Annotated in this window: 7 protein-coding genes; 3 read left to right on the top strand and 4 right to left on the bottom strand. The window is 73.9% G+C overall.

What is annotated here, in order from left to right; all coding sequences use genetic code 11:
• Positions 1-14: 14 nt before the first annotated feature.
• Positions 15-599, top strand: a complete 585-nt coding sequence (locus tag IE321_RS09615) for a TetR/AcrR family transcriptional regulator (RefSeq protein ID WP_043227361.1) — start codon at positions 15-17, stop codon at positions 597-599.
• Positions 600-603: 4 nt separating this feature from the next.
• Here the strand turns inward: IE321_RS09615 and mfd are convergent, their stop codons facing one another.
• From mfd to IE321_RS09600, 3 genes are all read right to left on the bottom strand, one after another.
• On the bottom strand, positions 604-4,131 hold the full coding sequence (mfd, locus tag IE321_RS09610; protein WP_190222497.1) for a transcription-repair coupling factor: 3,528 nt from the start codon (positions 4,129-4,131) through the stop codon (positions 604-606).
• A 463-nt stretch (positions 4,132-4,594) separates the two neighbouring features.
• The gene (locus IE321_RS09605) at positions 4,595-7,168 is read right to left on the bottom strand and encodes an ABC transporter permease (RefSeq protein ID WP_190222496.1); all 2,574 of its coding nucleotides are present in this window, start codon (positions 7,166-7,168) and stop codon (positions 4,595-4,597) included.
• Positions 7,165-7,953, bottom strand: a complete 789-nt coding sequence (locus IE321_RS09600; protein ID WP_190222495.1) for an ABC transporter ATP-binding protein — start codon at positions 7,951-7,953, stop codon at positions 7,165-7,167. The genes IE321_RS09605 and IE321_RS09600 overlap by 4 nt, the downstream gene beginning before the upstream one ends.
• 193 nt (positions 7,954-8,146) lie before the next feature.
• Here IE321_RS09600 and IE321_RS09595 point away from each other — a divergent pair, with 193 nt between their 5' ends.
• A complete protein-coding gene (locus IE321_RS09595; protein ID WP_226651579.1) occupies positions 8,147-9,682 on the top strand; it encodes an MFS transporter in 1,536 nt (511 codons plus the stop codon).
• A 29-nt stretch (positions 9,683-9,711) separates the two neighbouring features.
• On the top strand, positions 9,712-10,272 hold the full coding sequence (locus IE321_RS09590) for a nitroreductase family protein (RefSeq protein WP_190222493.1): 561 nt from the start codon (positions 9,712-9,714) through the stop codon (positions 10,270-10,272).
• A 4-nt stretch (positions 10,273-10,276) separates the two neighbouring features.
• On the opposite strand, the gene IE321_RS09585 is transcribed toward IE321_RS09590, so the two are convergent.
• Positions 10,277-12,466: FG-GAP repeat domain-containing protein (locus tag IE321_RS09585; RefSeq protein ID WP_190222492.1), on the bottom strand; the 2,190-nt coding region annotated here is incomplete at its 5' end.

Here is a 12,466-nt window from a genome sequence, read left to right as displayed (position 1 = left end):
GCTAGGCTGCTCCCATGACACCTGGGAAGACGGACCGGAGCACCTACCACCACGGCGACCTACGCCAGGCCGTCCTCACGGCCGCCCTCGACGTGATCGCGGCCGACGGCCCCGCCGCCCTGAGCCTGCGGGACCTCGCCCGCCGGGCCGGCGTCTCCCACGCCGCCCCCGCCCACCACTTCGGCGACCGCACCGGACTCCTGACCGCCATCGCCGCCCAGGGCTTCGGCCTGCTCGCGGACACCCTCGCGGGCGGTACCGGCCTCGCGGACCGGGGCCGCCGCTACGTCCGCTTCGCGACCGCCCACCCGGCCCACTTCCAGGTCATGTTCGCCCCCGACCTGCTCCGCGCGGACGACCCCGAGCTCACCGCCGCCCGCGCCCGCGCCGGCGCCGAACTCCGCGCGGGCGTCACCACCCTGCCCGGCCGCGACGCCCGCACCACCGGCATCGCCGCCTGGTCCCTCGCCCACGGCTTCGCCACCCTGTACCTGACGCACAACGTGACGGACGCCGTGGGCCCGCTCCCGCCGGAGGACTACTTCGACCTCCTGACGGGCTTCCTCACCGACCGCGCGGACGGGACCCCGGGGACCTGACCCCTCAGTCCAGGATCGTCGTCAGGAACTCCCCGGTCCAGGCGAGGAGTTCGCGGCCGACGAGCGGCTTGCCGCCGATCGGGCGGGTCGCCGGGCGCGGCACCAGGATCTGGTGGACGGCCGGCTTGATCACCGACTTCGGGTGCAGGCGCTTGAGGCGCAGCTCCTGGGACTCGCGCAGCTCCACCGGGGCGAAGCGGATGTTCGGGCCCTGGAGGACGATCTCGCCGACCCCGCAGGCGCGGGCCAGCATGCGCAGCCCGGCGACCAGGAGGAGGTTCTCGACCGGCTCCGGGAGCTTGCCGTAGCGGTCGGTCAGCTCCTCCCGTACGGCCTTCACGTCCTCCTCCGAGTTCGCCGAGGCGATCGCCCGGTACGCCTGGAGGCGCAGCCGCTCGCCGGGCGCGTAGTCGTGCGGGACGTGCGCGTCGACCGGCAGCTCGATCTTGACCTCCAGCGGCGCCTCCTCCTCGACACCGCCCTCCAGCGAGGCGCGGTAGTCCGCGACCGCCTCGCCGACCATGCGGACGTACAGGTCGAAGCCGACGCCCGCGATGTGGCCGGACTGCTCGCCGCCCAGGAGGTTGCCCGCGCCGCGGATCTCCAGGTCCTTCATCGCCACGTACATGCCGGCGCCCATCTCGGTGTGCTGGGCGATGGTCGCCAGCCGCTCGTGCGCGGTCTCCGTGAGGGGCTTCTCCGGCGGGTAGAGGAAGTAGGCGTAGCCGCGCTCGCGGCCCCGGCCGACCCGGCCGCGCAGCTGGTGGAGCTGGCTCAGGCCGAAGTTGTCGCCGCGCTCCACGATCAGCGTGTTCGCGTTGGAGATGTCGATGCCGGACTCGACGATCGTGGTCGAGACGAGCACGTCGAACTTCTTCTCCCAGAAGTCCACGACGACCTGCTCCAGGGCCGACTCCGACATCTGGCCGTGGGCCGTCGCGATCCGCGCCTCCGGGACGATCTCGCGGAGCCTGGCCGCCGCCCGGTCGATGGAGTCGACCCGGTTGTGGATGTAGAACACCTGCCCCTCGCGGAGCAGTTCGCGGCGGATGGCCGCGCCGATCTGCTTCTCCTCGTACGGGCCGACGAAGGTGAGCACCGGGTGCCGCTCCTCCGGCGGGGTGGTGATCGTGGACATCTCGCGGATGCCCGTCACCGCCATCTCCAGCGTCCGGGGGATCGGCGTCGCGGACATCGTCAGGACGTCGACGTTGGCCCGGAGCTTCTTCAGCTGCTCCTTGTGCTCGACGCCGAAGCGCTGCTCCTCGTCGACGATGACCAGGCCGAGGTCCTTGAACTTCGTCTCGGAGGAGAAGAGGCGGTGGGTCCCGATGACGACGTCGACCGAGCCCTCCTTCAGGCCCTCCAGGGTCGCCTTCGACTCGGTGTCCGTCTGGAAGCGGGACAGCGCGCGGACGTTGACCGGGAACTGCCCGTACCGCTCGCTGAAGGTGCCGAAGTGCTGCTGCACCAGCAGCGTCGTCGGCACCAGGACGGCGACCTGCTTGCCGTCCTGGACCGCCTTGAACGCGGCCCGTACCGCGATCTCCGTCTTGCCGTAGCCGACGTCGCCGCAGATCAGCCGGTCCATCGGGACCGTCTTCTCCATGTCCTCCTTCACCTCGGCGATCGTGGAGAGCTGGTCGGGCGTCTCCGCGTACGGGAAGGCGTCCTCCAGCTCCCGCTGCCACGGGGTGTCGGGGCCGAAGGCGTGCCCGGGGGCCGCCATCCGGGCGCTGTACAGCCTGATCAGGTCGGCGGCGATCTCCTTGACCGCCTTCTTCGCCCGCTGCTTCGTCTTCGTCCAGTCCGCGCCGCCGAGCCGGTGCAGGGTGGGCGCCTCGCCGCCGACGTACTTGGTGACCTGCTCCAGCTGGTCCGTCGGGATGTAGAGGCGGTCGCCGGGCTGGCCGCGCTTGGCGGGGGCGTACTCGACGAGCAGGTACTCGCGGGTCGCGCCCTGCACCGTGCGCTGCACCATCTCCAGGTAGCGGCCGACGCCGTGCTGCTCGTGCACGATGTAGTCGCCGACCTCCAGGGTCAGCGGGTCGATCGTCTTGCGGCGCTTGGCCGGCATCCGCTGCCCGTCCTTGCCCGCCGCCTTCTGGCCGGACAGGTCGGTCTCGGTCAGCACGGCGAGCTTCAGCGCCGGGTCCACGAAGCCGAAGTCGATCGAGCCGCAGGCCACGTGCACGACGGCCGGGTCCACCTCCGCCAGGTCGGCCGTCAGCCGGGCCGCGATGCCCTCGCCGCCCAGCACCTCCACGGTCCGCGAGGCCGGGCCGTGCGCCTCCGTCACGTACACCGTGCGCCAGCCGTCGGCCAGCCAGCCCTTGGTGTCGGCGAGCGCGCGGGCCGTGTCGCCGCGGTACGACTCCGGGGCGTGCATGCCCAGCGTGAGGGTGTCGGCCTCGCGGTCCACGTCGGCGGCGAACGGCGACACCGACCACCACATCATCCCCAGCTCCCGCGCCCGGTCCCGGACGTCCGCGATCCCCCACAGGGAGGCCGCGCCGACGTCGATCGGCGCCTCGCCGCCGCCGGCCGTCGCCGCCCACGACGCCTGGAGGAACTCCTGGCTGGTGGCGACGAGGTCGGCGGCCCGGGTCCGCACCCGCTCGGGGTCGCAGACGACGGCCATCGCACCGGCCGGCAGCACGTCGAGCAGCAGCTCCATGTCGTCCACGAGGACCGGAGCCAGCGACTCCATGCCCTCGACGGCGATGCCCTCGGCGATCTTGTTCAGCATCTCGCCGAGCTCCGGGTGCTCCTCTGCAAGGGCCGCGGCCCTCCCCCGCACCTCGTCCGTCAGCAGCAGCTCGCGGCAGGGCGGCGCCCACAGACCGTGCTCGGCGACCTCCAGGGAGCGCTGGTCCGCCACCTTGAAGTAACGGATCTCCTCGACGTCGTCGCCCCAGAACTCGACCCGGAGCGGGTGCTCCTCGGTCGGCGGGAAGACGTCCAGGATGCCGCCGCGCACGGCGAACTCGCCGCGCTTCTCGACCAGCTCGACCCGGGCGTACGCGGCGGCCGCGAGCCCCTCGACGACCTCCCCGAGGTCGGCCGTCCGCCCGCTGCGCAGCGCCACCGGCTCCAGGTCCCCCAGCCCCTTGACCTGCGGCTGGAGCACGGAACGGATCGGCGCGACGACGACGCTGACCGGCCCCGTCGCCGGGTCGTCCGGGTTCGGGTGGGCGAGGCGGCGCAGCACGGCGAGCCGGCGGCCGACGGTGTCGGAGCGGGGCGAGAGCCGCTCGTGCGGCAGGGTCTCCCAGGCGGGGTACTCGACGACGGAGTCCGGATCGAGCAGGGACCGCAGCGCCGCCGCCAGGTCCTCGGCCTCCCGGCCGGTCGCGGTCACGGCGAGCACCGGGCGCCCCGAGTCCCGGGCCAGCGCGGCCACGGCGAAGGGGCGGGCGGCGGCGGGGCCGACCAGGTCCACGTGCGGACGGTTCCCGTCCGACGCGGCCGTCACCGCCTCCGCGAGGGCCGCGTCCTTGACGACGAGGTCGAGCAGACCGTGCAGGCTCATGGAGCTTCCATCCCGGTACGTACGAGGGTGAACGGACAGGCGGACACCCGGGCGAGCGGACAACGCGAACGGCCCGACACGTCGCACGGGCCGGGGGCCTCCACCCTACGACGCCCGCCCGCCCGCGGCGCGGGGGATCACACCCGCCGGACGTCTTCCGGCCGAACCCACGAACCGCCCGCCCGCGACGCGGAGAAACACACCGCCGGACACCCGACGGCGGCCTTCCTGTCGAACCCACGAACCGCCCGGCCGCGACGCGGGGGATCACACCGCCGGACGCCCGACGGCGGCCTTCCGGCCGAACCCGCGCACCACCCGACCGCGACGCGGAGAGCATCCCCCGCCGCACCCGCCCACCGCCCGCCCGGGCCCCGCGCACCACCCGTCCCCCTCCCCCTCCGCACGCGGTACGGCCCCGGTGCGGGGTCCGCGCCGGGGCCGTACCGCGTGCGTCACGAGGTCACTCGCTCGCGATCGCGTTCAGGACGTTCATGCGGCCCGCCCGGAAGGCCGGGACCAGCGCCGCGAAGAGGCCGACGAAGGCGGAGCCGACGAAGACCGTGAGGATCGTCGTCCAGGGGATCTCCAGGACGCCGAGCCCCTCCAGCGCGAGGAGCTTCTGGGCGGCCGTGCCCCAGCCCATGCCGAGGCCGAGGCCGAGCAGCGCGCCGAAGAGGGCGATGACCACCGACTCCAGGCGGATCATCCTGCGCAGCTGGCGGCGGGAGAGGCCGATGGCCCGCATGAGGCCGATCTCGCGGGTGCGCTCCACCACCGACAGGGCCAGGGTGTTGACCACGCCGAGGATCGCGACGACGATCGCCAGCGCCAGCAGGCCGTAGACGATGTTGAGGAGCTGGCCGACCTGGTCCTTCAGGTCCTCCTTGTAGTCGGCCTGGTTGGAGACCTTGTACTGGGGATACGGGGCCAGCGCCTCCTTCAGGGAGGCGTACGCCGCCTCCTCCTGCCCGTCCCGCGCGCTCGCGAGGAGCAGCGCGCTGGCCGGCATCCGCTCGGCCGGCAGGTGCGCGGCGGCGGTGGTGACGTTGGTGTACATGGCGCCGTTGTCGACGTTGCCGGTGTCCGCCGTGATCGCCGCGACCTTGAGCCTGGCCGTCGAGCCGTGGGCGAAGGCGACGGTGAGGGTGTCGCCGACCTTCACGCCGTGCCCGGTGGCGTAGTCGCTGCCGACGGACATCGCGCCGGGGGCGTACGCGGCGGCCAGGTCTCCGGAGGTGACCTCGCGCCGCAGGTCGCCCGGGTAGGACGGCTCGGTCGCGGCCAGCCACTCCTTGGAGGTGGTGCCGCGCGGGTCGGTGATCCGGACGTCGACCGGCCGGTACTCGGTGACGTGGTCGAGGCCCGCGACCTTCTCCACGGCGGCCTGCGCCTGCGGCACGATCGGCGCGCCCATCTGGTTCTGCACGATGTAGTCGGCGCCGACGGACCGGTCGAGCTCGTCGGTGGCCGAGGCGACCATGGAGGAGCCGACGACGGAGAGGCAGGCGACGAGCGCGAGCCCGATCATCAGGGCGGCGCCGGTCGCGCCGGTGCGGCGCGGGTTGCGGAGCGCGTTCCGCTCGGCCATCCGGCCGACGGGGCCGAAGACCCGCAGGACGACGACGCCGAGGACCCGGACGACGCCGCCCGCGAGGACCGGGCCGATGACGACGAAGCCGAGCAGCGACAGCACGATCCCGGCGCCGAGCCACAGCGAGCCCGTCCCGGCCTTGTCGGCCTGGGTCGCGGCCCACAGCGCGCCGCCGCCGGCGAGCGTGAGGAGCAGGCCGATGACGGCGCGGACCCGTCCGGCGCGGCCGTCGGCGGGGGTGCCGGCGTCGCGGAGGGCGGCCATCGGGGAGATCTTGCCGGCCCGGCGGGCCGGGACGTAGGCGGCGAGGACGGTGACGAGGACGCCGAGGGCGAGGCCGACGACGGGCGTCGTCCAGGCGACGGTGAGGTCGCGGGTGGACAGCTCCATGCCCATGGACGACATGAGCTTCATCAGGCCGACGGCGAGGCCCACGCCGGCGGCGACGCCGGCGACCGAGCCGATCAGGCCGAGCAGGACGGCCTCGACGAGGACGGAGCGGTTGATCTGCCGGCGGCTGGAGCCGATGGCCCGCAGCAGGCCGATCTCCCGGGTGCGCTGGGCGACCAGCATGGAGAAGGTGTTGACGATGAGGAAGATGCCGACGAGGAAGGCGATCCCGGCGAAGCCGAGCATCGCGTACTTCATGACGTCGAGGAAGCCGGCCAGGTCCTCGCTGCCCTCGTCGGCGACCTCGGCCGCCGTCTGGACCTTGAACCCGTCGCCGAGCGCGGCGGCGACGTCCGCCTTGAGCGCGGTGTCGGCGACGCCCGGCTCACCGTCCACCATGACCTGCGTGAACAGGCCCTCCTTGCCGAGCAGTTGGCGCTGCGCGGTGGCGGTGTCGAAGTAGACGAGGGTGGCGCCCGGGTTGGTGACCTTGAACTCGACGATGCCGGAGACGGCGGCGGTGAAGTCGCCGTCGGCGGAGATCGTGCGGAGCGGGGTGCCGAGTTCGAGGCCGTGCTTGTCCGCGGTGCCGCGGTCGACGACGACGTCGGTGGGGCCGCGCGGTTCGTGGCCCTCGACCAGCTCCACCGAGCGGAGCTCGTACGGGCTCCAGTTGACGGCGATCGTCGGGGCGCCGCTGGTGGGCCCGACGTTCTTGTTGTCCCGGTCGACGACGGTGACGCCCATCGAGCTGACGGAGCCCTGCGCGTCGGCGACGCCCTTCGCGCCGCGGACCTCGGCGACGACGGAGGCGGGGAGGGACTCGGGCCGGCCGGTGTCCGGGCTCTCGTCCGTCGGGTCCGCCTCCCGCGGCGAGACCGTGACGTCGGACGCGGTGACCGCGAACAGCTTGTCGAAGGTGGTGTTCATCGTGTCGGTGAAGACCAGGGTCCCGGACACGAACGCGACGGACAGGAGCACGGCGACGGCGGAGAGCGCCATCCGCCCCTTGTGCGCGAGGAGGTTCCGCAACGAGGTTCTGAAGACGGTCATGACGTCCGCCCGCGCGCGTCGAAGTCCTTCATCCGGTCGAGGACGGCGTCGGCGGTCGGCCGCTCCATCTCGTCCACGATCCGCCCGTCCGCGAGGTACAGCACCCGGTCCGCGTAGGAGGCGGCGACCGGGTCGTGGGTGACCATGACGATCGTCTGGCCCAGCTCGTCCACGGACCGGCGCAGGAAGCCGAGGACCTCGGCACCGGCGCGCGAGTCGAGGTTTCCGGTCGGCTCGTCGCCGAAGATGATCTCCGGCCGGGCGGCGAGCGCCCGCGCGACGGCCACCCGCTGCTGCTGGCCGCCGGACAGCTCCGTCGGGCGGTGCTTGAGGCGGCCGGCGAGGCCGACGGTCTCGACGACCCGGTCCAGCCACTCCCGGTCGGGCTTGCGGCCCGCGATGTCCATCGGCAGCGTGATGTTCTCCAGCGCGGTCAGCGTCGGCAGCAGGTTGAACGCCTGGAAGATGAAGCCGATCCGGTCCCGGCGCAGCCGGGTGAGCTTCTTGTCCTTGAGCCCGGTGATCTCGGTCTCGTCCAGGTAGATCTGCCCGCCGGTCACGGTGTCGAGGCCGGCGAGGCAGTGCATCAGGGTCGACTTGCCGGACCCCGAGGGCCCCATGATCGCGGTGAAGCGCCCGCGGGCGATGTCCACGTCGACGTGGTCGAGGGCGAGGACCTCGGTCTCCCCCGCGCCGTACGCCTTGACGACCTGTCGCGCCCGCGCGGCGACGGCCGTCTTCCCTCCGGTACCCCCGTGCCTGGGGACGGTCACAGCCGAAGTCACGGTCTTCTCCTCGCAGATGCGGTGGTTTGTAAGTTCAAGTTAAGAAGCGGGGAAGCCGCTTCTCGTCCTCCGCCGGGACGACCGTCCCCTGGCTCGCATGGGGGAGCTCCCCCTAGGGGTTCCTCAGCCCGTGGTCGGAGTGAGACTCTGTCCGCGCACATTTAGGTGTACGAAGAAAGAGAAAGGCGGCAGAGTGACCGACGGCAGAACCGCCTCGCCGCGGGCCCCGCACGACGCCCCGCCCGCAGACCGCCGCCGCGGCGCCGTCGTCGCCGCCCTCATGCTCTGCATGGCGCTCGCCGCCCTCGACGGCACCATCGTCGCCACCGCCGTCCCCCAGATCGTCGGCGACCTCGGCGGGCTCTCCGTCTTCTCCTGGCTCTTCTCCGGCTACCTCCTCGCCGTCACCGTCACCCTCCCCGTGTACGGCAAGCTCAGCGACACCTTCGGCCGCAAACCGGTCCTCGTCGCCGGCACGATCCTCTTCCTGCTCGGCTCGCTGCTCTGCGCCGCCGCGTGGAACATGGCCGCGCTCATCGCCTTCCGCGTCGTCCAGGGCCTGGGCGGCGGCGCCCTCCAGGGCACCGTCCAGACGATCGCCGCCGACCTGTACCCGCTCAAGGAGCGCCCCAGGATCCAGGCGCGGCTGTCCTCCGTGTGGGCCACGGCGTCCATCGCCGGACCGGTGGTCGGCGGCCTGCTCGCCGGGTACGCGGACTGGCGCTGGATCTTCCTGATCAACCTGCCGGTCGGCGCCCTCGCCCTCTGGATGATCCTGCGGCACCTCAAGGAGCCCGCCAGGCCCGCCCGTACGGCCCCGGTCCGCATCGACTGGGCGGGCGCGCTCGGCGTCTTCGCGACCGGCGCGCTGCTGCTGACCGCGCTCGTGCAGGGCGGGGTGGCCTGGCCGTGGCTCTCGGCGCCGTCCCTGGGCCTGCTGGGCGGCGCGGCGCTCCTCGCCGCGGGCACCGTCGTCGTGGAGCGCCGGGCGGCGGAGCCGATGATCCCCGGCTGGGTCTGGCGCCGGCGCACCATCGCCGCCGTGAACCTCGCGCTCGGGGCGCTGGGCCTCCTCATGGTCGCCCCGACCGTCTTCCTCCCGACCTACGCCCAGTCGGTCCTCGGCCTCGGCCCGATCGCCGCCGGCCTCGTCCTCTCCTCCTGGACGCTGAGCTGGCCGATCAGCGCCGCGTTCTCCAACCGCGTCTACAGCCGCATCGGCTTCCGCCTGACGGCCGTCCTCGGCATCTCCGGCGCCCTCGCCCTGCTCCTCGCCTTCCCGCTCCTCCCCTACCCCGGCGAAGCCTGGCAGCCCGCCCTCCTGATGCTCCTCCTCGGCGCCTGCCTGGGCCTCTTCCAGCTCCCCCTGATGGTCGGCGTCCAGTCGACGGTCCCCTACGAGGAGCGCGGCACCACCACCGCCTCCGTCCTCTTCTGCCGCCAGGTCGGCCAGAGCACCGGCGCGGCCCTCTTCGGCGCCGTGGCCAACGCCGTCCTCGCCGCCCGCCTCGGCGGCGGCGACCTCGACGCCGTGGCCCGCGCCCTGGAGGCCCCCGCCACCCTCACGGCCGAGGCGGCCGACCACCTCCGCCGGGCGGTGGCCGCCGCCGTCGACTACGTCTACCTCGGCGCCGCCGCCGCGGCCGCCCTCGCCCTCCTGGCCCTCCTCACCCTGGCCCCCCGCCGCTTCCCGGTGCTGAAGGAGGTGTCGGGGGAGGACCGGGAATAGCCCTGGTACGAGGGGAGTTGCCCCGTCACATGCGACGTGGCCCGGAACCGCTCGGCGGTCTTCATCCCCTGCTGGCGGGGCGGTTCAGCCCGTACCGGTTCGATCCGGCGGGGGGCGTCGGGGACGAGGCGCTGCGGCTGTTGCTGGAGGCGGCGCGGTGGGCGCCTTCGGCGGGGAACGCGCAGCCGTGGGGGTTCTTCACCGGGCGGCCCGGGGAGCCGGGGCACGCGCGGGTGGTGCCGTACCTCGCGCCCAGTGCGGCGCGGTGGGCGGTGGACGCGGGGCTGCTCGTCGTCACCCTGGCGCGGCGGCACGTCGGCGCCACGGAGCTGCTGTACTCCGAGTTCGCGGACTACGACCTCGGGCAGGCCGTCGCCCACATGACGGTGCAGGCGCAGGCGATGGGCCTGGCCGCCCACCAGTTCCGGGCCTTCGACCTGGAGGGGCTCACCAAGGAGCTGGACCCCGCACCGGGCTGGGCCGTCGTGTCGATGGTGGCGCTGGGGCGGGCGGCCGACGCCCCGCCGGAGACCCGGGAGCGGCGCGGCGTCGACGAGCTGCTGGCCGCTCCCTGGGCCCCGGCGGAGTGACGGCTCAGAAAGCGGAGTCGTACGTCGAGTCCTGCGTCAGGCTCGCCCTGGCACCCCGCTTGAAGGGGGCCGCCCAGTCGCCGGTGCCGGCGTAGAAGGTCTCGTCGCCGTTCCAGGCGACGAGGTCGGCGCGGCCGTCGCCGTTGGCGTCGCCGACGGCGGTGAGCCCCTTGAAGGCGCCCCACCCGCCGCCGACCTGCTTGCGGGCCGCGAAGGTGCCGTCGCCCTTGCCGAGGTACAGCCAGAGCACGCCCGCGCGGTCCCGGGCGAGGAGGTCGCCGGTCTTGGCGCCGCCGAGGTTCCCGGCGGCCGTCAGCTCGTTGTAGACGCCCCAGCCGGCCCCGATCCGCTTGCGCGCGGCGAACGGCGCCCTGGCGTTGCCCGTGCCCGGGTACAGCCACAGCACGCCGGACTTGTCGGCGGCGAGCAGGTCGGGCCGGCCGTCGCCCGTCACGTCGCTGCCGCCGGTGATCCGGTCGTACGCCTGCCAGCCGCCGCCGATCGACGTCCGGGCGGCGAGCGGCGCGTTCCTGAGTCCGGTGCCCTGGTACAGCCACAGCACGCCGGAGCGGTCGCGGGCGACTGTGTCGGGGGCGGAGCCGCCCGCCACGTTCCCGACGGAGACGAGCCGGTCGTACGCCTTCCAGCCGCCGCCCACCCGCGTGCCGCCGGTGTCGGTGAGGGAGCCGCCGGTCGCGGCGGGCCGGGTGCCGTAGCGCCACAGCACGCCCTCGGGGTCCCGGGTGAGGAGGTCGGCGGTGCCGTCGTCGTCGTAGTCGTGCGCGGCGGCGGGGCGGGTCACGTAGAAGCGGCCGGTGGCGACGAGCTCCGGCCCGATGCCCTCGTCCGGGCGGGCGGTGATCTTCCACTCGTACGCGCCGTTGCGGGCGGGTGCGCCCCAGGCCCGGGACTCCAGGTCCTTGCCGTCCCAGTGCCAGGTGATCCGGCGCGGCTCGCCGGTGGAGGAGTCATCGGGGTCCCAACCGCCGTACACGGTGGTCCGGCTGGGCAGGTGGGTGAGGGTCAGCCACACGTGGCTGTCCCCCCGGGACAGGTCCCAGGCGAGGTCGACGCCGCGCGCGACCCGCTCGCCGGTCATCTCGTTCGGCGTCGAGGAGCCGAGGAGGGTGACGAGGGTCGACTGCCCCGTCGACGCGACGAGTTCGACCGTGGGGCGGCCGCCGTCGGCGCGCGGCGCGATCCGGTACAGCCCTTCGCCGTGCTCGGGCGTGCCGCCGCGGACGAGCAGCGAGCCGCCGGGGCCGGCGACGGCGGAGGAGTAGGCGGTGAGGGCGGTGAACGTCTCGCCGGGCTTGGCGACCGACCGGAGGGTGAAGGGCCGCTTCGTCGGGTTGTCGGTGCCGGGGAGGTACGTGGACTGCTCGATGCGGGCCCGCTCGCCGGAGGCCAGCCAGCCGCCGACCAGGTACAGCGGGTCGGTCCACGCGGCGGCGTCCGGGATCCACACCTGCTGGGTGGGCGCGTCCCGGCGGACGGCGACGATCCCGCTGCCTCCGCGCCGCGACTCGCGCCAGGCGGCGTGCGTGGCGGAGGCGGCCCCCCACCAGGGCAGTTCGTCCGGTCCCTGGACGAACCAGGTGTCCTTCCCGGTGGCGGGATCGACGAGAATTTTGGCGCTCGTCCCGGCCGTGTCGATCGCGCAGTCGTAGAGCGCGGAGCCCGTGTCGGTCCAGCCGCCGTCGGCGCCCTGGCAGCTGACCCCGGCCCCTCCGACCAGCTTGCGGAGCTTCGGCGCGCCCCCGGCGAGCGTCTCGGCGTCGAGCGTGACGGCGTACTGCACGTCGTCCTCGCCCTCGTGGCGGCCGAGCAGCAGCGTGTCGCCGGCCAGCCCCGTGTACAGGTAGTCGCCGAGCGCGTCGAGGTCGAGGGCGACCGGCGCCGCGTCCGGCTTCGCCATGTCGCGGACCGTCAGCACGGAGCTGACGGTGAGCATCGCCCGGTCTCCGGTGACGACGAGGTCCGTGCCGCCGCCGGCGGCGGAGGCCCCGGGCAGCACGGTCGAGGTCCCGTCCGCGTACCGGGTCCAGCGGAACACCGGTGCCGAGCCGCGGGTCTTCGACAGGAAGCCGCTCGGGCCCGCGCCGACGACGTCCGCGTCGCGCGGGAACGCCACGCCGGTCTGCCGCGCGTCCTGCGCGGCGGCCGGGGCGACCGGCGCGGCCGCCGCCGCGCC

Source organism: Streptomyces hydrogenans (assembly GCF_014656075.1).
GTDB classification, from domain to species: domain Bacteria; phylum Actinomycetota; class Actinomycetes; order Streptomycetales; family Streptomycetaceae; genus Streptomyces; species Streptomyces hydrogenans.
Note: the sequence above shows the minus strand (reverse complement) of the source record. Positions and strands in the feature narration are given on the sequence as shown.